Raw genomic sequence first — 21,802 nt, forward strand, 5'->3', positions numbered from 1 at the left:
TTTGGCATCGGCCACTCCCAAGGCCATGGAGTATTTCCGCCCGATCGCGATGACCGATCCCGCCCGGCCCCCGGGTGCGCTGACGCTGGCCGGAGGCTGGTGCTGGTTCGACCGGGTCGAGGTCCTGTCCCGCGCCGCTGCGGGCCGGATCATCGCCGCCTCCGAGCTTCCCGCGCCGGTGTTGCATCGGCTGACCGCCCCCCGTGCCGCCTTCGCCGGGCTGGCGCTGGACCGGCCCAGGCTGATGGGCATCCTGAACGTGACGCCCGATAGTTTCTCGGACGGCGGCCATTTCTTCGCGGCCGAGGCCGCAGTCGCGCAGGCCCGTGCGATGGCGCTCGGGGCCGAGGTCATCGACATCGGCGGCGAAAGCACCCGCCCCGGCGCGGCAGAGGTCCCGGTCGAGGAAGAGATCGCCCGCACCGCCCCGGTCATCCGCGCCCTGCGCGAGGGCGGCCAGACCGCTCCCATTTCCATCGACACGCGCAAGGCCCCGGTCGCGGAAGCGGCTTTGGAGGCAGGGGCCACCCTCGTCAACGACGTTTCCGCCTTCGACTTCGACCCAACGCTTGGCCCCCTGGTGGCGCAGGCGAACGTGCCGGTGATCCTGATGCATGCGCAGGGCGTCCCTGCGACGATGCAGGACGACCCGCGCTATGCCGACGTGCTGCTGGATGTCTACGACGCGCTCGCTGCCCGGCTGGCGCGGGCCGAGGCTTTGGGGATCGGCCGCGCCCACATCATGCTCGACCCAGGCATCGGCTTCGGGAAGACGCAGGCGCATAACCTGACGCTCCTGCGGGGCCTGTCGCTTTTCCACGGGCTCGGCTGCCCGATCCTGCTCGGCACCTCGCGCAAGCGCTTCATCGGGTCCATCGGTGGGGCAGACCGGCCCGAGGACCGTGCGCCGGGCTCCATCGCCACGGCGTTGCAAGGGGTGGCGCAGGGGGTGCAGGTCATCCGCGTTCATGACGTGGCCGAAACCCGCCAGGCGCTGCGCCTGTGGCAGGCGCTGAACACCGATCATCTGGAGGACAGGGCATGACCCGCAAGCTTTTCGGCACCGATGGCGTGCGCGGCCGGGCGAACAGCTGGCCGATGACGGCGGAGCTGGCCCTGAAGCTGGGCGCGGCGGCGGGGCGCTATTTCCGCCGGGACGGTTCAGCCGCGCACCGGGTGGTGATCGGCAAGGACACGCGGCTGTCCGGCTACATGCTGGAAAACGCGCTGACCGCAGGCTTCACCTCGACCGGGATGAACGTGCTCCTGCTCGGCCCGGTGCCGACCCCGGCGGTGGGCTATCTGACCCGCTCGATGCGGGCGGATGTGGGGGTGATGATCTCGGCCAGCCACAACCCGCACCAGGACAACGGGATCAAGTTCTTCGGCCCGGACGGGTTCAAGCTGTCCGACGCCGCCGAGGCCGAGATCGAGGCGATGGTGGAGGGCGAGATCACGCCCGCGAAGCCGGAAAACATCGGCCGGGCCAAACGGATCGAGGACGGGCGGGGGCGGTATCAGGAATTCGTCAAGACCAGCTTCCCCAATGGCTTGCGGCTGGACGGGCTGAAGGTGGTGATCGACTGCGCCAACGGGGCCGCCTACAGGTGCGCGCCCGAGGTGCTGTGGGAACTCGGGGCAGAGGTGATCCCGGTCGGCGTCGCGCCGAACGGCACCAACATCAACGACCGCTGCGGATCGACCCATACCGAGACCGCCGCCGAGGCGGTGGTGGCCCATGGCGCGCATGTAGGGATCAGCCTGGATGGCGATGCCGACCGGATCATGATCCTGGACGAGGCGGGCCGGGTGGCCGATGGCGACCAGATCATGGCGCTCCTCGCGGCGCGGTGGGCCGAGGAGGGGCGGCTGTCCGGCGGCGCGCTGGTGGCGACGGTGATGTCGAACCTGGGGCTGGAGCGGTTCCTGCAAGGCCGGGGCCTGCGGCTGGAGCGGACGGCGGTCGGCGACCGCTATGTGGTGGAGCGGATGCGCGAGGGCGGGTTCAACCTTGGCGGCGAACAGTCGGGGCATATCGTGATGACCGACTATGCCACGACCGGCGACGGGCTGGTCGCGGGGCTGCAGTTCCTAGCCGAACTGGTGCGGACGGGCAGACCGGCGTCGGAGCTGACCCGGTCCTTCGAGACGGTCCCGCAGCTTCTGAAGAACGTCCGTTTCTCGGCCGGGGCGCGGCCTCTGGAGGTCGAGGCGGTGCAGGAGGTGATCCGGGCCAGCGAGCAGCGGATCGAGGGACAGGGGCGCATTCTGATCCGGAAATCGGGAACCGAGCCGCTGATCCGGGTCATGGCGGAATGCGAGGACGAGGCCTTGCTGGCCGCGGTGGTGGATGAGATCGTGGGGGCGGTGGAGGCGGCGGTCTGACAGGGCTGCCCACGCGCGGGCAGATATGCAAGATCAATGTTTCCAAAGGGTTGCCTGGCCGCATTAATGCGGAGTTAACCAGTGCCGGGGCCGAGGGGTCAGGCTTTCCGCTCTGGCGCAGGGTCGTGCGACGGGGGCATTCTGCGCCCCGGACAGGACAGGAAGCGAGGTGTGCGATGCGGAATCTGGCGGGTGTGGCGGGCGTTCTGGTCGCCCTCTGGGGCACGACGGCGCTGGCGCAGGACCTGACGGTCGCGGGACATCAGGTTGTTGTCAAGGACGACGGCATGGGCAGCGCGGGTCTGGTGGTCGATGGCGAAGTCCTGCACGAGAACGGGGTGATCTACCTTGACGAGGCGGTGCAGACCCTGGGCGGGGTCGCGGTCGTGACCGGCGTCGCCGGGTCGGGCGGCAATGCCTGCGGCGCGGCGCCTTTCGTTCTGGCGCTGCCCGAAGGCGCGGCCGCGGCGCTTTACGGCCCGGTCGACAGCTGCCGCGAATTCACGCTTGAGGTGCAACCCGAGGCGCTGGTGTTCTCGACCGAACCCCTGCCGTCCGAGCCGGGCGAGGTCTGGGTCTGGACCCCGGCAGGCGGTCTGGCACAGGGCACGCCGAAAGCCTTCGGTGCCGATGCCGCGGAGGGCTGGGAGGCGGTTCCGCGTCTGGCGCAGGCGCATCCGGTCGAGGCGATGAAGCTCGCCCCGGTGTTGCAGGCGCTGCAGGCGGGCCTTGGGGCGGACTACGCGGGCTTTGCCGAACGGATTTCCGACCTGGGCTCGGGCGGGCTGACCGCCGAGGGCTATCTGGGGCAGGCCTGCCTGAAATACAGCTGCGAGACGGACTGGGCGCTCCTCTACCTGCACCCGGCGACCCAAGGGGTCTTTGCTGCCTGGCATGTCGAGGGCGAGGCCGAGCCGCATGTCTGGCCGGCCGACACCAGCCGCTGGCCCGGCGAGGCGCTGGGGGCGCTGCGGGTGGCGGTCGGGGGGTAAGGGCGGGGCCGGCGTCTGCCCTCGTCGTGCGACTTCGTCTTCTCCTCGGCGCCCGACGGCCCCCGGCTGCAAGGAGCAACGAAGTCTGCGACGCGCCTTTGCTATCCGCGCGGCTTCGGGGCCAGCGCGAAGTCGCCCGGATAGGCGAGGTCGCCGTGGTGGGTGATCCTTGCCGTCTCATGACACCAGATCTCGCCGCCGCAGCCCTCGATCCAGCGGCGGCAGAAGCTGGTGTCCTCGCCATGCAGGACCGCGCCACCGCGGCCGCGCAGATGGCTGAAGAAATCGTGGAAATCCGCGCCGGGGTAGCCGGGGCCGTTGAAATCCGGGACGGGTTTCGCGACGCCGCTCTCGACCATGCGCTCGGGGACGGCGCGGCGGATCAGCATGAAGCCGGTGCCCGCGCCGGGGACCTTGCGGAAGCCGTCCCGCATCTCATGGGGCCAGGGTTGGCCGGGCTCGAAGACCTGGGGGATGTTGTAGCGCAAAGATTCGGCGAGGAGCCGGTCGGTCGGGGCGCGATCCTCCGGCGGTTTTGCAGCCTCGCGTTCGATGAGGGCGCGGAAGGCGGACCAGCGCATCCGGCGCTGCGGATAGGGGGCGCAGGTGAAATCGGCGTCGAAGGCGAGGAGGTCGAAGAAGATCTGCGGCTGATAGCTCATGTCACTGTCGAGGAGGAGCGCATGGGTGAATCTCTTGTCCGCCAGGAAGCAGGACATGAGGTAATTGCGCGAGATGACGAGGTCGGACCATTCATAGGTCTTGAGCGCGAAGGGGATGCCGCGGCGCGGCAGGGCCTGGGTGAGGCCCAAGAGGCTGTGGACCGCGGGGGTGTCGATCTGCCCGCCGGTGGGCATCAGTATCAGAAGCGTGGTCATGGGCCCTTCCTTCTTGCCCGTCAGGGGTGGCGCGGCGGAGGGCGCGTTGTCAAGCGGCAGGGCTGCCCCCTCAGGCGGGGCCCACCCTGCTACCATCAGCGGTGCGCGGATCGGCGCAAGACAAGATGCCTCCGGCGGGGATATTTGGGCAAATGTGAAAGGCTGGACGGGGAAGGGCCGGGAGGTGTCTCCCGGCCCTTTTCATCTAGGTAGGGTGCGTGGTTTCACGCACCGTTCCGGTCAGTTCCGCGACTTGTCGACCATCTTGCCCTTGGAAATCCAGGGCATCATGGCGCGCAGCTTCTCGCCGACCTTTTCGATCTGGTGCTCGTCGTTGATCCGGCGGGTCGCCTTGAAGAAGGGCTGGCCGACGGCGTTCTCCTGCATGAAATCACGCACGAACTTGCCGGTCTGGATGTCGCGCAGCACGGCTTTCATCCGGGCCTTGGTCTCGTCATAGGGCAGGATGCGCGGGCCGGAGACGTATTCGCCGTATTCCGCGGTGTTCGAGATCGAGTAGTTCATGTTGGCGATGCCGCCTTCGTAGATCAGGTCCACGATCAGCTTCACCTCGTGCAGGCATTCGAAATAGGCCATTTCCGGCTCGTAGCCGGCTTCGACCAGGGTTTCGAAGCCCATGCGGATCAGTTCGACCAGACCGCCGCAGAGCACGGCCTGTTCGCCGAAGAGGTCGGTTTCGCATTCCTGGCGGAAGTTGGTCTCGATGATGCCCGAGCGGCCGCCGCCGATGGCCGAGCAATAGGAGAGGCCGATTTCCATCGCCTTGCCGGTCGCATCCTGATGCACGGCCACGAGGCAGGGCACGCCGCCGCCCTTGGTGTATTCGCCGCGCACGGTATGGCCGGGGCCTTTCGGCGCCATCATGATCACATCGACGCCGGGTTTCGGCTCGATCAGGCCGAAGTGCACGTTCAGGCCGTGGGCGAAGGCGATCGCCGCGCCTTCGCGCAGGTTGTCGTGGACATATTGCTTGTAGGTCGCGGCCTGCAGCTCGTCGGGCATGGTGAACATGATCAGGTCGGCCCATTTGGCGGCCTCGGCGATGCCCATCACCTTCAGGCCCTCGGCCTCGGCCTTCTTGGCGGAAGGCGAGCCTTCGCGCAGCGCCACGACCAGGTTCTTCGCCCCCGAATCGCGCAGGTTCAGCGCATGGGCATGGCCCTGGCTGCCATAGCCGAGGATGGCGACCTTCTTGTCCTTGATCAGGTTCACATCGCAGTCGCGGTCGTAGTAAACGCGCATTTGGCGTCTCCTTGCTGTTGATGACGGCACGATAGGGATTTGTGGCGCAAGGACCGTGCAATCTTTGACGATATTGACGCGTTGTGCGAAGGATCATTCTTATAGACGGCTATTCGTGAGATTTTCATGCAGATCGACGATACCGACCGCCGCATCCTGCGGCACTGGCTGGCCGAGCCAGGGCTGGAGCGTGCGGTTTTGGCCGAGCGGGCGGGGGTGACGGGGGCCACGCTCTGGCGGCGGCTGGACCGGCTGCGCGAAGGGGGGGTGATCCGGGCGGAAGGGGCGGTGATCGACTGGCGGGCCCTGGGCTACGCGGTGGAGGTCAGCCTGCGCTTCACGCTGGACAAGACCGAGCCGCGCGCCTTCGACGAATTCATCCAGGCCGCGCGCGAGGTGCCGGAGGTGATCGGGATCGAGACCTTCCTCGGCCGGGTCGACGTGCGGCTGAACGTCATCGCGCGCGACATGGGCCATTGGACCGGCATCTACCGCGACCGGATCCTGACCCTGCCGCATATCGCCGAGGTCGAGGCGCTGATGCTGGTCGCTACCATCAAGGAGACGGGGGGGCTACCGCTGTGATCGACCTCGATGACCTGGACCGGGCGATCCTGCGGGCGCTGTCGGCGGAGGGGACGCTTTCGGCAGGGGAACTGGGGCGGCGGCTGGGCCTGTCGCAGCCGGCGGCCTGGCGGCGGGTCCGGCGGCTGACCGAGGCGGGGGTGCTGAAGGGGCTTGCCGTCGAGGTGGACCGCGAGAAGCTGGGCTTCGGGGTGACGGTCTTCCTGGGGGTGAAGCTGGCAACCAAGGGGCGGGTCAGCCTGGAGGATTTCGAGCGGGCGGTGCAGGCGATCCCGGAAGTGCAGGTGGTGCAGCACGTGCTGGGGCTTTTCGACTATCGCCTGCGGGTGGTGGCCCGCGACATCGCCGATTTCGAGCGGGTCTTGCGCCGCAGGATCATGACGCTTCCGGGGGTGGGCAACGTCGAGGCGAACGTGCTCCTGACCGAGGAGCGGCGACCGGGGCCGCTGGGGTAACCCGGACGTGCTTGGGCAGGATTGCTCCCCCTCCGCGCTGCGGCTAGGCTTGCGGGAAAAGGGAGGCCCAGATGACTTTGCCGCACGCGCATATCGACCCCGAGGGGTTGCAGGAATTCTCGGTGGTGTTCACCGACCGCTCGCTGAACCACATGTCGGCGCGGTTCCAGGGGGTGATGCGCGATGTCTCGGGCCTGCTGAAGGAAGTCTACGGGGGCAGCGCGGTGGCGCTGGTGCCGGGGGGCGGGACCTATGCGATGGAGGCGGTGGCGCGGCAGTTCGGGACCGGCCGGGCGCTGATCGTGCGGAACGGCTGGTTCAGCTATCGCTGGACGCAGATCTTCGAGGCGGGCGGGTTCGCGGCGGAGACGACCGTGATCATGGCCCGACAGGCGGGGAACGATGCCCGCGCGCCTTACGCGCCGCCGCCCATCGAAGACGTGGTGGCGAAGATTCGCGAGGTGAAGCCGGATGCCGTCTTCGCGCCGCATGTCGAGACTTCGTCTGGGATCATCCTGCCGGATGACTACATCACCCAGATGGCGGCGGCGGCGCATGAGGTCGGCGCGCTGATGGTGCTGGACTGCATCGCTAGTGGCTGCGTCTGGGTCGATATGGGCGCCACCGGCGTGGATGTGCTGATCTCGGCGCCGCAGAAGGGCTGGTCCGCCTCTCCCGCTGCTGGGGTGGTGGTACTGTCCCCGGCCGCCGAGGCGCGGCTGGCGGAGACGAGCTCGAACAGTTTCGCGCTGGACCTGAAGAAATGGCGCGCGATCATGGAGGCCTATGAGAAGGGCGGCCATGCCTATCACGCGACGATGCCGACCGATGCGATCCTGGGCTTCCGCGACGCGATGGTCGAGACCAGGGACATGGGCTTTGCCGAGGCCAAGGCCGCGCAATGGGCGCTTGGTCGGGCGGTCCGGGCGCTGCTGGCGGCGAAGGGCGTTCCGTCGGTCGCTGCCGAGGGCTTCCAGGCGCCGGGGGTGGTGGTGAGCTACACCACCGACCCCGAGGTGCAGAACGGGGCGAAGTTCCGCGCCGAGGGATTGCAGATTGCGGCGGGCGTGCCGTTGCAGGTGGGCGAGGGGCCGGAGTTCCGCACCTTCCGGCTGGGGCTCTTCGGGCTGGACAAGCTGAAGGATGTGGAGGGGACCGTCGCGCGGCTTAAGCGCGCGGTAGATGCGGTGTTGTGAAGGCGGAATGACGGTTCCTGGAAACGGGGTACTCCGTGGCAGCCCAAGAATTTTCCAGAAAATTCTTGGGCTTATGCTGTCGGATCGGGAGGTCCCGGGTCAGGCCCGGGACGGAGGCGATGTGTCGTTGCGCCCGACCCCAAGCCCCGCCCGCATCAGCATCTGCCGCACCGCGCGCGTCGAATAGAGCGCCTCCAGCCCGCGTGCCCTGAGATCGCGCAGCATCGGCGTCTCGGCCATCGACGCACGATTCAGGATGTCGATCCCGGTCACGCGGGCCTGCACGTCCAGGTGGCGGCTGCAGTGGAAGGTCTCGGTCACGGAGCGGGCGCCGGGATCCTGACGGTGCCGTTCGGTCAGGTCGAGAAGCGCGGCAAGGTCGGCCAGCGACATGTTCAGCCCCTGCGCGCCGATGGGCGGAACGACATGCGCGGCCTCGGCCATCAGCACGGTTCGGGGCCCGGACATCCGGTCGGCGATCTGGCTGATGATCGGCCAGACCGAACGGCGGGTCAGCAGCGTCAGCGGGCCGAGGATACCGGAGGAGCGGGCGGTCATCTCGGCCTCGAACTCCGGCACGGGCAGGGCGGCGAGGCGGGCGATTTCCGGGCCGGTCTCCATCCAGACCACGGCGGAGGCAGGCCTGCTATCGCGGTCGGGCAGCGGCACCAGCGTGAAGGGGCCGCCCTTGCGGTGCACCTCGGTCGAGACATTGCCGTGCGGGATATCATGCGTCACGGCGAAGGCCAGAGCCTTCTGGCCGTAGCGGATGGTTTTCGCTGCGATGCCAAGGGCTTCGCGCACCGGTGAGGCGCGGCCATCGGCGCCGATCACCAGTTTAGCCGCGATCTGGCTGCCGTCGGTAAGGGTGACGAGCGCTTCCGTCTCGCGCGCCAGCATCCGGGCGAAACCTGTGCCGGGGCGGAAGTCGACGTTGGGCAGTTCGGCGATGCGGGCCACCATCTCGCGGCGAAGAAGCCAGTTGGGCAGGTTCCAGCCGAAGGGCGCCTCGGAAATATCGGCGGCGTCGAAATCCCTGGTGAGGCGCGCGACGGGATCCGGGCCGCCCGCGTCGATGATCCGCATGATTTGCAAGGCGGCGGCATGGGGTTCAAGGCGCGACCAGAGGCCGGCGGCTTCAAGGACAGGGATCGACGGCTGCAGGAAGGCGGTGGTGCGCAGGTCGGCGCCCTCGGCCTCGCCCTCCGTCACGGGGGGCGCGGGGTCGACGCAGATCACCCGGAACCCGGCCGAGCCGAGGGCACAAGCGGTGGTCAGCCCGGCGACTCCGCCGCCGGAAATCAGGATGTCGGTGGTTTCGCGCATCGTCGGGCCTCCGGACTCCAGCATAGGGCGGGGTGCGGGCCGGGACCAGAGGGCAGGACGTCTCAGGGCCGCGCGAGGATGACGAGGAGGATGAACATCACCGGGACAAGCGCGAGTGCGGTCAGGACAAGGGCGGGCAGGCCCCAGGTCTGGACGGCCAGGACGACGGCGGTCACGAAGATGGTGAGGAGGTAGTAGACGCTGTCGACCTCGCGTTCGACATCGCGGATGACCCGGCCGACGATCGGGATGGCGCGGACAAGGCGGCCAAGGGGACTGGGGGCGGGAAGGGTGGTGGTGGTCATCGGCGGCCTCGCGCAGGGGATGCCGGTCATTTAGGGCAATGGCGCGCCGGGGCGATGCGGCGGAGTGTCACCCCACAAGACGGGCGAGGAAGGCGGCAAGGTCGTCGGTGTGGTGGTGGATGTGGTCCGCGGGCTGGGGCCGGGGCGCAACATGGACGGTCTTCATCCCCAGCGTATGCGGCACCGCAAGGTTGCGGGCATCGTCCTCGAACATCGCGGCGGCCTTGGGGTTCAGACCGTCGGTCGCGAAGACCGTGGCGAAGGCCTGGGCGTCGGGCTTGGGGTGGAATTCGGCGTGCTCGACGCCGTAGATCGCATCGAAAAGACCTGCAAGCCCCCGCGCGGCAAGGACTTTCTTGGCATAGGGCGCGCAGGCGTTGGTGTAGATGATCTTGCGGCCGGGCAGGGCGGCGATGCTGCGGGCAAGGTCGGGGTCGGGCGAGAGGACCGAGAAGTCGATGTCGTGGACGTCGGTCAGGTAGGGGCCGGGGTCGACGTTGTGTTCACGCATGAGGCCGGCGAGCGTGGTGCCGTAGGTTGCCCAGTAATAGGCGCGCAGATGGTCGGCGCGCGCGCGGTCGACCTGCAGCGCCTGCATGACCCAATCGGTCATCCGGACCTCGATCTGGTCGAAGAGCCGCATGTGCGGCGGATAGAGCGTGTTGTCGAGGTCGAAGACCCAGGTGGTGACGTGGGTGAAATCCTGTTTCGGCATGGGGACCGGTGTAGTGCGGGGCTGCGGCATTGGGAAGGGTTGATCGAAAGGCGGCGCGCGCGCTAGGGTCCGCCCCGCGCAAGGGGGACGGTACGGTGCAGAAAGACGCCTATACGCTGCTGATGGAAGCGATCGAGGCCGGGGTCTACAAGCCCGGCGACCGGCTGGTGGAAAGCGAGCTGGCGGAACGGCTGGGGGTTTCCCGCACGCCGGTTCGCGAGGCATTACAACGGCTTGAGACGCAGGCGATGCTGACCCGCGACGGGCGCAGCCTGATCGTGGCGTCGCTGGATCACAACCAGCTGGCGGAGCTTTATACGGTCAGGACTGAACTGGAGGGTCTGGCGGCAAGGCTGGCAGCCCGGCACGCGACGCCCGAGGAGGTGCGGGTGCTGAAGGGCATGGTGGCGGATGACCGGGCGCTGCTGGGGGGCGATCCCAAGGCGTTGTCGCGGGCCAACAAGCGGTTCCACAAGCAGATCCATCTGGCCAGCCACAACCGCTTTCTGGTGCAGCAGCTGGATCTGGTGCATCGCAGCATGGCCTTGATGGCGAACACTTCCTTCGCCGCCGAGGGACGCGACGAGGTGGCGCTGGACGAACATGCGAAGATCGTGGCGGCGATCGAGGCGGGGGATGGCGAGGCGGCCTATCAGGCGCTGAAGTCGCATATCAGCCAGGCCTTCGAGACGCGGCTTCGGGTGGATGCCGGAGAGCTGAGGACGCGGTAGAGCTGCGTTCGCCAAGCCTTTTGAATCGCAGCATTAATCGGGCGAAGGTCTGTGCATGACGCCGTCTGGTTTCGGTATTCCCTGCGTCTGGATAGCGTCCATACGCGCGTATGTCCCGAAAGCCGTTAACCAGGTCATGCGAATCGGGGCGGGCGCGAGATTTGCCTATCCTACGTCCCGTCGTCGAATATCCCGTGCGTGGTCTTGTCCCAGTAGAAGGGCCGCGTCGCCAGCTCCATCAGGCCCTTGTAGGCGGCGAGCGAGGCGAGGGGGTAATAGACCTTGAGCGTCAGCACCCAAAGGAGGCTGAGGCCATGCGCCGTGCGGCAAAGGCCGAGCGCGCAGATCAGGATGTTGGCGGCTTCCGACAGGAAGAAGGTGAGGGCCAGCACCCAGATACCCCAGCCCGGCAGAGCGGCGTAAAGCGGGTGGGGAACGCCGAAGGGCAGAAGCATGAAGGACCACAGCAGCGGTGCCAGCAGGAATTGCGCGATGCTGCCGAGGAAGAGGACCTGAAAGCCGAGGAAGCCCTTCCACCCCAGCTGACGCCACAACAGGCGCGGCTCCCGCATGTGGACCGCCCAGGTCATGATGTAGCCCTTGATCCAGCGCGAGCGTTGCTTGATCCAGGGCAGGGGGCGGCAGTTCGCCTCTTCATGCGTCACCGTGTCGATCAATTCGGTCCGGTAGCCGTGACGGGCGAGGCGGATGCCGAGATCGGCGTCCTCGGTCACGTTATGCGCATCCCAGGCGCCGAGCCGGTCCAGCACGTCGCGGCGGAAGAAGAGCGTGGTGCCGCCGAGGGGAACCACCAGCCCGAGGCGGGCGAGACCGGGCAGGACCAAGCGGAACCAGCCAGCATATTCGATGGTGAAACAACGGCTGAGCCAGTTGGTGCGGGGGTTGTAGTAGTCGAGCATTCCCTGCAGGCAGGCGACCTCGGGTCCCGAGCGCTGGAAGCGTTCGACGACCTTCAACAGCTGATCGGGTTCGGGCGCATCCTCGGCGTCGTAGACGCCCACGATGGCGCCGCGGGCATGGTCGAGCGCATGGTTCAGCGCGCGGGGCTTGGTCTTGACCTGGCCTTCCGGCACGATGACCACCCGCATCCAGGGCGGAAGTTCGGCATTGGCCAGCGCATCGAGGGTGACGCGATCCTCGGCCTCGACCGCGAGGATGACGTCGAGGAGGTCGACCGGATAGTCCAGCCGGGCCAGGCGGCGCACGAGGCGGGGGGCGATGTCGGCCTCACGATACAGCGCGACGATGATCGAGACGACGGGAGGGATGGCGTCGCTGGCGGGGGCGGGACCGGGTGGCGGCGCGCGCAGGGCGGCGACGGTGGCGGCGATCTTCAGGGCGACGATTGCGATGAGCGAGACGAGCGCAAAGCCCAGCACGGCAAGACCTGTGGCAAGCGGCGCGAGGATCAGTGCGGCCAGCGCGACCGCCAGCACCGTCATGGCAAGGGGCGAGCGGTGCAGGCGCGGCCAGGAACGGCAGCTTTCGGCCTCGGCCACACGGGTTTCGGCGGCTTGGGCGAGACGCTCGCCGCGCCGGGCATGGATCGCCGTGAGGACCGCGCGGGACGAGGCGAGGCCTGCCGCCACCGGGCCGAGCCGCGCTTCCAGCATGGGCCGGAGGCGGCGGAAGTCTTCCGGCCGGGAGGTGGCGACGATGGTCACGTCACCCGTCTTCTGCCAGGGAACGAGGCCGTGGCGCAGGCAATCCTGCACCCCCACCGCGTCGATGAGCCGGGGGTCGGGGAGGGCGCTGTCGAGATCGACCAGGCGGATGCCCCAGTTGCGGGCATCGACGCCGAGCAGGTCCCGCTCCACCACCAGACCGCGGGCGCGGAGCACATCTGGGAGACGTCCGGCTTCCCGGCCCTGATGCGAGAGGGCGGTGAGCATTTCCTCGGGCGAGACCACGCCTTCGCGCAGAAGCGAGGCGCCCATGGCAAAGCTGCGGCGCGAGCCCCGGTCCGGTGCCGGGGGCAGTTCGATCCTGATCCGTTCGGCGGCACCCATGCCCGTTCCCCTGTTCCGCGCCAGCTTGCGCGCGGGGGGTTAACGGGCGGTTAACGCCTTCAGGCGGCGCGGCGGGATTTCATCGCGGCGGCGAAACGCTCGAAGAGGTAGAAGCTGTCCTGGGGGCCGGGCGAGGCCTCGGGGTGGTACTGCACCGAATAGACCGGCTTGCCATCGACCGCGATGCCACAGTTGGTGCCGTCGAAGAGAGAGACATGCGTTTCGCTGACGCCCTTCGGCAGGGTGTCGGCGTCCACGGTGAAGCCGTGGTTCATCGAGGTGATCTCGACCTTGCCGGTGGTCAGGTCCTTGACCGGATGGTTCGCGCCGTGGTGGCCGTGGTTCATCTTCCGGGTTTGTGCCCCCAGCGCCAGCGCCAGCATCTGGTGGCCGAGGCAGATGCCGAAAAGCGGCAGGTCCTGCGCCAGCACGCCCTGGATCATCGGTACTGCATATTCGCCGGTCGCCGCCGGGTCGCCGGGGCCGTTCGAGAGGAACACGCCCTCGGGGTTGTGGGCGAGGATTTCCTCGGCGGTCGCGGTGGCGGGCAGCACGGTGACTTCGCAGCCGACCGAGGCGAGGCAGCGCAGGATGTTGCGCTTGGCGCCGTAATCCACCGCGACGACGCGCAGGCCCGGGCCTTCGCGCCGGGTATAGCCCTCGGGCCAAGCCCAGCGTTTCTCGTCCCAGCGGTAGCTCTGCGCGCAGGTCACGTCCTTGGCGAGGTCGAGGCCGACAAGGCCCTTCCAGGCGCGGGCGCGGGTGACCAGTTTCTCGATGTCGAAGCGGCCCTCGGGGTCATGCGCGAGCGTGACATGCGGCGCGCCCTGCTGGCGGATCGCCCGGGTCAGCCGCCGGGTGTCGATCCCGCCGATGCCGATGCGGCCGATCTTCGTCAGCCACTGGGTCAACTCTCCGGTCGCGCGCCAATTCGAGGGTTCGGTCGGGTCCCATTTCACCACCATCCCGGCGGCGGCGGGGGTCGCGGTCTCGTCATCCTCAACCGTGACGCCGGTGTTGCCGATATGGGGGAAGGTGAAGGTCACGATCTGGCCCGCATAGGAGGGGTCGGTCATGATCTCCTGATAGCCGGTCATCGCGGTGTTGAAGACCAGTTCGGCGACCGTCTCGCCGGTCGCGCCGAAGCCTTTGCCGTAGAAGAGCGTGCCATCGGCAAGGGCGAGGCAGGCGGTCGCATCGCGCGGGGCGGGCATTTCGACTCTCCATTTGGCAAATTGCGCGGAAACTAAGGGGCGGGGCGCGCAGGGTCAAGGGTCGGTGCGAAAAGGTTTTATATGTTAAATCAACGGCTTGATAAAATGCGCTGCGGTTGCGGTCCGGGGCGGTTCGGGGTATTGTCCGATCCTTGGGGAAACTATCGGAAAGTCCGACCATGCTTTTGCGCGACCGTCTGCAGACGGCCCTGAAAGAGGCCATGAAGGCGAAGGAGGCCGACCGGCTTTCGACGCTGCGCCTGATCAACGCCGCCATCAAGGACCGCGAGATCGCTGTCCGGGGCGAGGCGGATGCGGGCGAGGTCGGCGAGGCCGAGATCCTGCAGATCATGGGCAAGATGGTGAAACAGCGCCAGGAATCGGCGCGGGCCTATGAGGAAGGCGGGCGGCTGGAGCTGGCCGAGAAGGAACTGGCCGAGATCGGGGTGATCCAGGAATTCCTGCCGCGGCAGCTGAACCAAGGCGAGATCGCGGCGGCGGTGGATGCGGCGGTGGCCGAGACCGGGGCGGCCAGCATCCGCGACGTGGGCAAGGTGATGGCGGCGCTGAAGGCGCGCTACACCGGCCAGATGGATTTCGGCGCGGTCGGCGCGCTGGTCAAGGCGCGGCTGGGGTAGGGCGTTGCCCCCAGAAGGGGAAGGCGCCGGGGCAAGCGTCAGTTCAGCCGGGCGATGTGCTCTTGCAGCTCGTCCCTTAGCGCGATGCGTTCCTCTTCCGACAGGAAGGCGCCCAGTTCCACCTCGCGGCCCTCGCCCTTGAGCGTCAGGTAGTTCGGGACCGGGCCGCCGGTCTGGTGCAGGGTGATGCGCAGCCAGTAGGGGTTCGCCTCCCAGTCCTGCCGCCGGCCCTTCGGCCCGTGGCGGACCAGCGTGATGCGGTCGGAGGACAGCGCCAGCTCCTCGACGATGTCGCGGTCGCGGCCGTTCTTCCGCAATGCGAACCAGATGGCCCAGATCGTACCGATGAGGAAGGGGAGCAGCGCCCAGAGCACCGGGCTGCCGAGGCTGGCGACAAGCGGCACGGCGATCAGCGCGGCGGTTAGCCCGACGAACCCCACGAAGCCGCGCTGGGTGAGCGAGCGGTGCGGCCAGAGATGCAGGCGGTCTGTGCCACCTTCGGGGGGAAGCCATTCGTAGGGCATGGGCGCAAGATATGCGGCGCGCGGCAGAAGGGAAGGGGGCCTTGTCAGAGCGGCACGCCTTTGCGATCCTTCCGGCCGGTTGGACGCCGGGGGCTGCGGATGGCGAGATCGGGTCGGGTGATGGCGCTGGGACCGGCGCATCTGGCGAAGGTCGCTCGCCCGGTCGAGGAAGGCCCGCTTCCGGACAGCTTCGCCCGCCTGTCCGACGAAGATTTCAAGGCCCTCGCCGCGCGCCTTGTGGCCGAGCTTGAGGGGCAGCCTTTCTGGATCTTTGCCTATGGCTCGCTGATCTGGAACCCCGAGTTCGAGCATGTCGAAGCGCGGCGGGGGACAGTCCATGGCTGGCGGCGGTCGTTCTGCCTGCCGATCGACAACTGGCGCGCGACGCCGGAGATACCGGGGCTGATGCTGGCCTTGGAGCGGGGCGGATCCTGCACCGGGGTGGCCTACCGCATGCCCGACGATGATGCGGTGGGCCGGATGCTGCGGCTTCTGCGGCGCGAGATCGCCTACCATGAGAATGTTGCGTGGCTGCGCTGGGTCACGGTTCGGGGGCCGTGGGGGCTGTTGCGGGCATTGGCCTTCTATTGCGCGCCGCCTAGCATTCCCGATCTGGAGCGCCTGACCCGCGAGGAACAGGCGCACCGGCTGGCGCGGGCGGTCGGATTCATGGGAAGCTGCGCCGAATATCTGCACAATACCGTCGATCACCTGGAGGCGTTGGGAATTCACGACCGCTACCTGTGGGACCTGCAAGTCCGGGTGGCAGCCGAGATTGACGGTCTCTAGCGCTTGATCTGTCGCAGGAAGTCCTGGAAGGCGGCGCGGTAGGCGGCCGGGTCCTCGGCATAAGAGCCGAGGTGGTCGGCCCCGGTCCAGAGGGTGACGGTCGGCGCGCCGCGTGCGGCGGCGAGGGCTTGCGAGGGGCCGATGGGCACGATGCGGTCGGCGCTGCCATGGGCCAGGAACAGCGGGCCGGGGAAGGCCTGCAGCGGGACGGCGACCTCGGCCTGGGCCAGTGGCAGCGCGGACTGGAAGGGCAGGATGCGTTTGGCGGCCATGGCGATGATGCCGGGCAGCGGCTTGCCGTCCTGCAGGGCAAGATGGTCGATGATGGCGCCAAAGCTGATCGCGGGGCTGTCGAGGGCGACGGCCTCTATACGGGTGGCGAGCGGGCTTTGCGCCAGGAACTGGCCGAGGATTGCGGCGCCCATCGAATCGGCGGCGATCAGCAGCCTGGGGTCGGCGTCCGAGGGGGACATCCTTGCGACGGCGGCTTCCAGATCGGGCCACTCGGTCAGGCCGAAGCCGTAGCTGCCATCGGGGCTGGCGGGGGCGCCGGGATCGTTGCGGTAGGTGACGAGAAGGACGGACCAGCCGGCTTCGTGCAGGATGGACAGCGCGCGGTAGCCGTCCTCACGCGCCCCGGCGATGCCGTGGACATAGATCGCGCGGCCCGTCTCGTTGCCTGCGGCGGGGACGAGCCAGGCCTCGGCTGGGCCGAGGGCCGTGTCGAGCGTGACGGTCTCGAAGGGCAGCGACAGGGCTGCCATCGGGTCGCCCCGGTAGCCGAGGGCAAGGGGGTCGGCCGGTGGTTCAGCGGTGGCGAGTGCGGCGGCAATGGGGCCGACCTTCAAGAGGCCCGCCGTGGCGTGGGCGAGGAAATAGCCGCCGATGCCGATATAGCCGAGCGCTACGGCGGCGACGAGCACCGCAAGGAAGACGACCACGCGCATCGGAACCTCTTGTGGAAAGCAAAGGGCCCCGGGTGCGGCTGCAGCCCGGGGCCCTTGGTCGGCTTCAACGCTTAGTGCGCGTGACTGTGGTCCCAGTCGGACGGCTTCGGCAGCTGCTCGAACGTATGTTCGGGCGGCGGGCAGGGCAGGGTCCATTCCAGGGTGTCGGCGTATTCGTTCCAGTAGTTGTTCTGGGTGATCTTCGCGCCGCGGGTCAGGGTGTAGAACACGATCCCGATGAAGAACACGAAGGACGCGAAGGAGATGAAGGCGCCGATCGAGGAGAACCAGTTCCAGTAGGCGAAGGCATCGGGATAGTCGATGTAGCGGCGCGGCATCCCCTGGCGGCCAAGGAAGTGCTGCGGGAAGAAGGTCAGGTTCGAGCCGATGAACATCATGAAGAAGTGCAGCTTGCCCGCCCATTCCGGATATTGCCGGCCCGACATCTTGCCGATCCAGAAATAGATCCCGGCGAAGATCCCGAACACCGCACCCAGCGACATCACGTAGTGGAAGTGCGCAACGACGTAGTAGGTGTCGTGGTAGGCGCGGTCGACCGGGGCCTGGGACAGGACGATCCCGGTCACGCCCCCGACGGTGAAGAGGAAGAGGAAGCCAAAGGCCCAGAGCATCGGGGTCTTGAACTCGATGGAGCCGCCCCAGATCGTCGCGATCCACGAGAAGATCTTGACGCCTGTCGGCACCGCGATGACCATCGTCGCCAGCATGAAGTAGGACTGCTGGGTCAGCGACATGCCGACGGTGTACATGTGGTGCGCCCAGACGACGAAGCCCAGCACCCCGATCGCCACCATCGCATAGACCATCGGCAGGTAGCCGAAGATCGGCTTCCGGGAGAAGGTCGAGATGACCTGGCTGACGATGCCGAAGGCCGGGATGACGATGATGTAGACTTCCGGGTGGCCGAAGAACCACAGGATGTGCTGGTAAAGGATCGGGTCACCGCCACCCGAGGGGGTGAAGAAGGTGGTGCCGAAGTTGCGGTCGGTCAGGAGCATGGTGATCGCCCCCGCCAGCACCGGCAGGGCCAAGAGGATCAGCCAGGCGGTGACGAAGATCGACCAGCCGAAGAGCGGCACCTTGTGCAGCGTCATGCCGGGGGCGCGCATGTTCAGGAAGGTGGTGATCATGTTGATCGCGCCGAGGATCGAGGAGGCACCCGAAAGGTGGACGGCGAAGATCGCCAGGTCCATCGAATAGCCGCCTTCCGCCGTCGTGGTCAGCGGCGGGTAGAGCACCCAGCCCACGCCCGCGCCCGAGCCGAGGTCGCCGCCGCCGCCCGGCGCCAGAAGCGAGGCCACGCCCAGCGAGGTCCCGGCGACGTAGAGCCAGAACGAGAGGTTGTTCATCCGCGGGAAGGCCATGTCCGGCGCGCCGATCTGCAGCGGCATGAAATAGTTGCCGAAGCCGCCGAACAGCGCGGGAATGACGACGAAGAACATCATCAGGACGCCGTGATAGGTGATCATCACGTTCCAGAGGTGCCCGTTCGGGGTGCAGACATCGCTGGACGCGATGAAGCGCGCGCCTTCCTGGCACATGTACTGAACGCCCGGCTCCATCAGTTCGAGCCGCATGTAGACGGTGAAGAGGACCGAGATCAGGCCGACGGCACCGGCGACGAAGAGATAGAGAATCCCGATGTCCTTGTGGTTGGTCGACATGAACCAGCGGGTGAAGAACCCGGGTCGGTGGTGTTCGTGGCCGTGGATGGCTGCGTCCGCCATATGGCTGCTCCCGCTTTGGTCGTTTTCGTCATGCCCGTTTGCAAGCCGAAAGGCCCGCCCGGTTTCCTTGTGACCCCGTCTTAGCCCTGCGGACGCAGGCTCGCAATGCATGACTTTGCCGCAGGGAGCAGAAATCGCGGCGAAAATGCAAAGGGCGCGGCCCCGTCGGGGGACGCGCCCGGGTCATTCGGCAGGCGGTGGGGTCAGGGAGCGACCGAGGCGAGGTAGGCCGCCACGTCCTCGCCGCCCGAGGACAGCTTGAAGGACATCTTCGATTTGGCCGCGTCGTCGCCAAGCGCCTGCTTCAGATAGGCGGCGGGGTCCGCGACATAGGCCGCAAGGCTCGCCTCGTCCCAGACTGCGCCGGTCGCGCCCAGGGCGGCAAGCGAGTCGCCATAGGCAAAGTCGGGGTCCGAGGCGACGGCCCGCCCGATCACGCCGTAGAGGTTCGGCCCGGTGCGGCCGCCCTTCTGGATCTCGGTCCCGTCGGCGCCGATGACCGAATGGCAGGCCTTGCACTTCTTGAACGTCCCCTCGCCCGCTGCCGGGTCCCCCGCGAAGGCGGGGGCCGCCAGGGCGGCGGCGGTGACGGCAAGAAGGATGAACTTCGTCATGATGTCCTCTCATGGTTCGGAGCGCGTGACGCGGCTTCCACGTGGCGAACATGGGGGTGCAGCCGCTTGATATGCAATAGCATCCTGCTGCTATGCGACAGCCGGGGCGGGGCAGACCCCATGGAAGCGGCGCGGGAAGCTGGCCATCAGCGCGGCGTCGAGGTCGGCCATGGTCACGGGCAGTCCGAGGTCGACCAGGCTGGTCACTCCATGGTCACGGATGCCGCAGGGGACGATTCCGTCGAAATGGCTCAGGTCGGGCTCGACGTTGATCGAGATGCCGTGGAAGCTGACCCAGCGGCGCAGCTTGATGCCGATGGCGGCGATCTTGTCCTCGGTCGGGCGGCCGTCGGGGCCGGGGCGGTCGGGGCGCTGCACCCAGACGCCCACGCGGCCGTCGCGGATTTCGCCGGTCACGTTGAACTCGGCCAGGGTGTCTATGACCCAGCGCTCCAGCTCGCGCACGAAACAGCGCACGTCGCCGCCTTTGCGGCCGCCGCGCGCCTTCACGTCGAGCATGCAGTAGATCACCCGCTGGCCGGGTCCGTGATAGGTATACTGCCCGCCGCGCCCCACCGGATAGACCGGGAAGCGGCCCGGATCGACCAGGTCGGCGGCCTTGGCCGAGGTGCCGGCGGTGTAGAGCGGGGGATGTTCCAGCAGCCAGATCGCCTCGCCCGCGCGGCCCTCGGTCATGGCGGCGACATGGGCCTCCATCGCGGCCAGCGTCTCGGGGTAGGGGGCGAGCCCCGGGATATGGGTCCAGTCGACCATGGTGTGACCTGTCGCTTTGCGGCCGGAAATGCTGCTTTCCATATAGTCCGCCCGACCCGCCGGTGACAGATGGGATCGGTGGCGGGGCGCGCGGGCGAAAATGCCCCTTTTCATCCCGCGCGACTGTCGCTAGATAGCGGGCGTCCGAAACCAGACCCCGTGCGGATGTGGCGGAATTGGTAGACGCGCAGCGTTGAGGTCGCTGTTCCTTAACCGGAGTGAAAGTTCGAGTCTTTTCATCCGCACCAGGGCCTGGATTCGGGACGAAAGCAAAGGGCGCGAGAGGCTGAGACCTTCGCGCCCTTCGCCTTGCCGGGCTGCGCTGCTCCTTGGCGATGACCTGCTTCCCGGCCCGCCCGCGAAGCAGGCAGGAGGGCTGCCGGAACCGGGATGTTTGCCCGAATTTCCCGCCTGTCGCGTCAGGGTCCCTCGCTGCCGCGAATTGGCCCTTTCGGTAAAAAAATCTGCATTGCAATGAGGGTCGGGTTTCGGTTTAAACGAATCAAGTCAGAAGGCGCGAAGCGCCCAGAGCATCAGGGAGAGACGGGTGACGGTTGAGCCCCGCAACGACGCCTTCGTCGCGTTCGAACACGTCCAGAAGAGCTATGACGGCGTGACGCTTGTCGTAAAGGACCTGAACCTTTCCATCGCGAAGGGTGAGTTCCTGACCATGCTTGGGCCTTCCGGCTCGGGCAAGACCACCTGCCTGATGATGCTGGCGGGGTTCGAGACCGCCACCCATGGCGAGATCCGGCTGGACGGGCGCCCGATCAACCAGGTGCCGCCGCACAAGCGGGGCATCGGCATGGTGTTCCAGAACTACGCGCTTTTCCCGCATATGACGGTGGCCGAGAACCTGGCCTTCCCGCTGGAAGTCCGCGGCATGGGCAAGGACGAGCGCGAGGGCAAGATCCGGCGCGCGCTGGATATGGTGCAGATGGGTGCCTTTGGCGCGCGGCGTCCGGCGCAGCTGTCCGGCGGCCAGCAGCAGCGCATCGCGCTGGCCCGGGCCCTGGTCTTCGACCCCAAGCTCGTGCTGATGGACGAACCGCTCGGCGCTCTCGACAAGCAGCTGCGCGAGCATATGCAGTTCGAGATCAAGCACCTGCACGAAAGCCTGGGCATCACCGTGGTCTACGTCACCCACGACCAGGGCGAGGCGCTGACCATGTCGGACCGCGTCGCCGTCTTCAACGACGGGCGCATCCAGCAGCTCGCGCCCCCCGCCGACCTTTACGAACGCCCGGAGAACAGCTTCGTCGCCCAGTTCATCGGCGAGAACAACAAGCTTCTCGGCACGATCGAGGAACTGAATGGCGACCGGGCCCTGGTGCGGCTGGCGACGGGCGAGCTGATCGACGCCACCGCGGTCAACGTGCGCGCGAAGGGCCAGCAGACCCTGGTCTCGATCCGCCCCGAGCGGGTGGAGTTCAAGCCCGAGATGATGCCCAAGGGCGCCCATACCATCGGCGCGGAAGTGGTCGAGATCATCTACATGGGCGACATCCTGCGCGCGGTCCTGAAGGTCGCGGGCACGGATGATTTCGTCATCAAGATGCGCAACACCCTGGGCCAGACCAAGCTGGCGCAGGGCGACAAGATCAATGTGGGCTGGCATCCGCAGGATGCCCGCGCGCTTGACCCGAGCTGACGCCGGACGCGGCAGAGCGGACCGGCCCGCCAAGGGGCCGCC

22 protein-coding genes and 1 tRNA gene are annotated in these 21,802 nt (G+C 67.6%); 11 read left to right on the forward strand and 12 right to left on the reverse strand.

Annotated elements, in window-relative coordinates; translation table 11 throughout:
* Positions 1 to 25: 25 nt before the first annotated feature.
* From folP to V7Q39_RS02295, 3 genes are all read left to right on the forward strand, one after another.
* A complete protein-coding gene (folP, locus tag V7Q39_RS02285; protein ID WP_333814672.1) occupies positions 26 to 1,045 on the forward strand; it encodes a dihydropteroate synthase in 1,020 nt (339 codons plus the stop codon).
* Positions 1,042 to 2,385 carry a phosphoglucosamine mutase gene (gene glmM, locus V7Q39_RS02290; protein WP_333814673.1) on the forward strand — a complete coding sequence of 448 codons (1,344 nt, stop codon included), beginning with the start codon at positions 1,042 to 1,044 and terminating at the stop codon, positions 2,383 to 2,385. Before folP ends, glmM begins: the two co-directional genes overlap by 4 nt.
* Before the next feature lie 176 nt (positions 2,386 to 2,561).
* Positions 2,562 to 3,377, forward strand: coding sequence for a hypothetical protein (locus tag V7Q39_RS02295; protein WP_333814674.1), 816 nt, complete (start codon positions 2,562 to 2,564; stop codon positions 3,375 to 3,377).
* A gap of 101 nt (positions 3,378 to 3,478) precedes the next feature.
* Here V7Q39_RS02295 and V7Q39_RS02300 read toward each other — a convergent pair whose 3' ends face one another.
* A complete protein-coding gene (locus V7Q39_RS02300; RefSeq protein ID WP_333814676.1) occupies positions 3,479 to 4,255 on the reverse strand; it encodes a hypothetical protein in 777 nt (258 codons plus the stop codon).
* A 240-nt stretch (positions 4,256 to 4,495) separates the two neighbouring features.
* Positions 4,496 to 5,518, reverse strand: coding sequence for a ketol-acid reductoisomerase (gene ilvC, locus V7Q39_RS02305; protein WP_333814678.1), 1,023 nt, complete (start codon positions 5,516 to 5,518; stop codon positions 4,496 to 4,498).
* Positions 5,519 to 5,644: 126 nt separating this feature from the next.
* Here ilvC and V7Q39_RS02310 point away from each other — a divergent pair, with 126 nt between their 5' ends.
* The 3 genes from V7Q39_RS02310 to V7Q39_RS02320 all read left to right on the forward strand — a co-directional run bounded on the left by V7Q39_RS02310 (position 5,645) and on the right by V7Q39_RS02320 (position 7,754).
* A complete protein-coding gene (locus V7Q39_RS02310) occupies positions 5,645 to 6,103 on the forward strand; it encodes an Lrp/AsnC family transcriptional regulator (protein WP_333814680.1) in 459 nt (152 codons plus the stop codon).
* Positions 6,100 to 6,558 carry an Lrp/AsnC family transcriptional regulator gene (locus V7Q39_RS02315; RefSeq protein ID WP_333814681.1) on the forward strand — a complete coding sequence of 153 codons (459 nt, stop codon included), beginning with the start codon at positions 6,100 to 6,102 and terminating at the stop codon, positions 6,556 to 6,558. Before V7Q39_RS02310 ends, V7Q39_RS02315 begins: the two co-directional genes overlap by 4 nt.
* A gap of 71 nt (positions 6,559 to 6,629) precedes the next feature.
* Entirely contained in the window at positions 6,630 to 7,754 is a 1,125-nt protein-coding gene (locus V7Q39_RS02320) for an aminotransferase class V-fold PLP-dependent enzyme (RefSeq protein ID WP_333814683.1), read from the forward strand.
* A gap of 99 nt (positions 7,755 to 7,853) precedes the next feature.
* Here the strand turns inward: V7Q39_RS02320 and V7Q39_RS02325 are convergent, their stop codons facing one another.
* The 3 genes from V7Q39_RS02325 to V7Q39_RS02335 form a co-directional block, all read right to left on the reverse strand.
* A complete protein-coding gene (locus V7Q39_RS02325; protein ID WP_333814685.1) occupies positions 7,854 to 9,080 on the reverse strand; it encodes a UbiH/UbiF family hydroxylase in 1,227 nt (408 codons plus the stop codon).
* A 62-nt stretch (positions 9,081 to 9,142) separates the two neighbouring features.
* The gene (locus V7Q39_RS02330) at positions 9,143 to 9,385 is read right to left on the reverse strand and encodes a hypothetical protein (RefSeq protein ID WP_333814687.1); all 243 of its coding nucleotides are present in this window, start codon (positions 9,383 to 9,385) and stop codon (positions 9,143 to 9,145) included.
* Positions 9,386 to 9,452: 67 nt separating this feature from the next.
* On the reverse strand, positions 9,453 to 10,100 hold the full coding sequence (locus V7Q39_RS02335) for a pyrimidine 5'-nucleotidase (RefSeq protein WP_333814688.1): 648 nt from the start codon (positions 10,098 to 10,100) through the stop codon (positions 9,453 to 9,455).
* Positions 10,101 to 10,195: 95 nt separating this feature from the next.
* Between V7Q39_RS02335 and V7Q39_RS02340 the strand changes: the two genes are divergently transcribed.
* Positions 10,196 to 10,831, forward strand: a complete 636-nt coding sequence (locus tag V7Q39_RS02340; protein WP_333814689.1) for a GntR family transcriptional regulator — start codon at positions 10,196 to 10,198, stop codon at positions 10,829 to 10,831.
* Positions 10,832 to 11,001: 170 nt separating this feature from the next.
* Here V7Q39_RS02340 and V7Q39_RS02345 read toward each other — a convergent pair whose 3' ends face one another.
* Positions 11,002 to 12,861 (reverse strand): glycosyltransferase, encoded by a 1,860-nt coding sequence (locus V7Q39_RS02345; RefSeq protein ID WP_333814690.1) that lies wholly within the window; start codon positions 12,859 to 12,861, stop codon positions 11,002 to 11,004.
* A gap of 59 nt (positions 12,862 to 12,920) precedes the next feature.
* Positions 12,921 to 14,075: a glutamine-hydrolyzing carbamoyl-phosphate synthase small subunit gene (gene carA / locus V7Q39_RS02350; RefSeq protein WP_333814691.1), complete on the reverse strand. Its 1,155-nt coding sequence runs from the start codon at positions 14,073 to 14,075 to the stop codon at positions 12,921 to 12,923.
* Positions 14,076 to 14,254: 179 nt separating this feature from the next.
* Here carA and V7Q39_RS02355 point away from each other — a divergent pair, with 179 nt between their 5' ends.
* Positions 14,255 to 14,713 (forward strand): GatB/YqeY domain-containing protein, encoded by a 459-nt coding sequence (locus V7Q39_RS02355; RefSeq protein WP_333814692.1) that lies wholly within the window; start codon positions 14,255 to 14,257, stop codon positions 14,711 to 14,713.
* A gap of 38 nt (positions 14,714 to 14,751) precedes the next feature.
* Here V7Q39_RS02355 and V7Q39_RS02360 read toward each other — a convergent pair whose 3' ends face one another.
* On the reverse strand, positions 14,752 to 15,237 hold the full coding sequence (locus tag V7Q39_RS02360; RefSeq protein WP_333814693.1) for a DUF2244 domain-containing protein: 486 nt from the start codon (positions 15,235 to 15,237) through the stop codon (positions 14,752 to 14,754).
* Positions 15,238 to 15,336: 99 nt separating this feature from the next.
* Here V7Q39_RS02360 and V7Q39_RS02365 point away from each other — a divergent pair, with 99 nt between their 5' ends.
* Positions 15,337 to 16,026: a gamma-glutamylcyclotransferase gene (locus V7Q39_RS02365; RefSeq protein ID WP_333814694.1), complete on the forward strand. Its 690-nt coding sequence runs from the start codon at positions 15,337 to 15,339 to the stop codon at positions 16,024 to 16,026.
* Here the strand turns inward: V7Q39_RS02365 and V7Q39_RS02370 are convergent.
* The 4 genes from V7Q39_RS02370 to lipB form a co-directional block, all read right to left on the reverse strand.
* A complete protein-coding gene (locus V7Q39_RS02370) occupies positions 16,023 to 16,973 on the reverse strand; it encodes an alpha/beta hydrolase (protein ID WP_333814695.1) in 951 nt (316 codons plus the stop codon). The genes V7Q39_RS02365 and V7Q39_RS02370 overlap by 4 nt on opposite strands.
* Positions 16,974 to 17,044: 71 nt before the next feature.
* Entirely contained in the window at positions 17,045 to 18,721 is a 1,677-nt protein-coding gene (gene ctaD / locus V7Q39_RS02375; protein ID WP_333814696.1) for a cytochrome c oxidase subunit I, read from the reverse strand.
* A 203-nt stretch (positions 18,722 to 18,924) separates the two neighbouring features.
* Entirely contained in the window at positions 18,925 to 19,335 is a 411-nt protein-coding gene (locus tag V7Q39_RS02380; protein ID WP_333814697.1) for a c-type cytochrome, read from the reverse strand.
* A 90-nt stretch (positions 19,336 to 19,425) separates the two neighbouring features.
* On the reverse strand, positions 19,426 to 20,151 hold the full coding sequence (gene lipB / locus V7Q39_RS02385) for a lipoyl(octanoyl) transferase LipB (RefSeq protein WP_333814699.1): 726 nt from the start codon (positions 20,149 to 20,151) through the stop codon (positions 19,426 to 19,428).
* 119 nt (positions 20,152 to 20,270) lie between these two features.
* On the opposite strand from lipB, the gene V7Q39_RS02390 reads away from it, so the two are divergent.
* Positions 20,271 to 20,357: transfer RNA gene (locus V7Q39_RS02390), tRNA-Leu, on the forward strand.
* Between the two features lie 299 nt (positions 20,358 to 20,656).
* On the forward strand, positions 20,657 to 21,760 hold the full coding sequence (locus V7Q39_RS02395; protein WP_333814700.1) for an ABC transporter ATP-binding protein: 1,104 nt from the start codon (positions 20,657 to 20,659) through the stop codon (positions 21,758 to 21,760).
* The last annotated feature ends 42 nt before the right edge of the window (positions 21,761 to 21,802 follow it).

Origin of the sequence: Tabrizicola sp. (assembly GCF_036781545.1) — a bacterium.
Classification (GTDB): Bacteria; Pseudomonadota; Alphaproteobacteria; order Rhodobacterales; family Rhodobacteraceae; genus Tabrizicola.

Coding starts and splice junctions, on each gene's coding strand:
- glmM (WP_333814673.1), top strand. CDS start 1,042: ATGACCCGCAAGCTTTTCGGCACCGATGGCGTGCGCGGCCGGGCGAAC.
- V7Q39_RS02300 (WP_333814676.1), bottom strand. CDS start 4,255: ATGACCACGCTTCTGATACTGATGCCCACCGGCGGGCAGATCGACACC.
- ilvC (WP_333814678.1), bottom strand. CDS start 5,518: ATGCGCGTTTACTACGACCGCGACTGCGATGTGAACCTGATCAAGGAC.
- V7Q39_RS02370 (WP_333814695.1), bottom strand. CDS start 16,973: ATGCGCGTGGTCGTCTTCCTTGCGGTGCTCGTCGCCGCCGTAGCGCTC.
- V7Q39_RS02335 (WP_333814688.1), bottom strand. CDS start 10,100: ATGCCGAAACAGGATTTCACCCACGTCACCACCTGGGTCTTCGACCTC.
- V7Q39_RS02345 (WP_333814690.1), bottom strand. CDS start 12,861: ATGGGTGCCGCCGAACGGATCAGGATCGAACTGCCCCCGGCACCGGAC.
- ctaD (WP_333814696.1), bottom strand. CDS start 18,721: ATGGCGGACGCAGCCATCCACGGCCACGAACACCACCGACCCGGGTTC.
- V7Q39_RS02295 (WP_333814674.1), top strand. CDS start 2,562: ATGCGGAATCTGGCGGGTGTGGCGGGCGTTCTGGTCGCCCTCTGGGGC.
- folP (WP_333814672.1), top strand. CDS start 26: ATGGAGTATTTCCGCCCGATCGCGATGACCGATCCCGCCCGGCCCCCG.
- V7Q39_RS02355 (WP_333814692.1), top strand. CDS start 14,255: ATGCTTTTGCGCGACCGTCTGCAGACGGCCCTGAAAGAGGCCATGAAG.
- V7Q39_RS02380 (WP_333814697.1), bottom strand. CDS start 19,335: ATGACGAAGTTCATCCTTCTTGCCGTCACCGCCGCCGCCCTGGCGGCC.
- V7Q39_RS02365 (WP_333814694.1), top strand. CDS start 15,337: ATGGCGAGATCGGGTCGGGTGATGGCGCTGGGACCGGCGCATCTGGCG.
- lipB (WP_333814699.1), bottom strand. CDS start 20,151: ATGGAAAGCAGCATTTCCGGCCGCAAAGCGACAGGTCACACCATGGTC.
- V7Q39_RS02330 (WP_333814687.1), bottom strand. CDS start 9,385: ATGACCACCACCACCCTTCCCGCCCCCAGTCCCCTTGGCCGCCTTGTC.
- V7Q39_RS02360 (WP_333814693.1), bottom strand. CDS start 15,237: ATGCCCTACGAATGGCTTCCCCCCGAAGGTGGCACAGACCGCCTGCAT.
- V7Q39_RS02320 (WP_333814683.1), top strand. CDS start 6,630: ATGACTTTGCCGCACGCGCATATCGACCCCGAGGGGTTGCAGGAATTC.
- V7Q39_RS02325 (WP_333814685.1), bottom strand. CDS start 9,080: ATGCGCGAAACCACCGACATCCTGATTTCCGGCGGCGGAGTCGCCGGG.
- carA (WP_333814691.1), bottom strand. CDS start 14,075: ATGCCCGCCCCGCGCGATGCGACCGCCTGCCTCGCCCTTGCCGATGGC.
- V7Q39_RS02310 (WP_333814680.1), top strand. CDS start 5,645: ATGCAGATCGACGATACCGACCGCCGCATCCTGCGGCACTGGCTGGCC.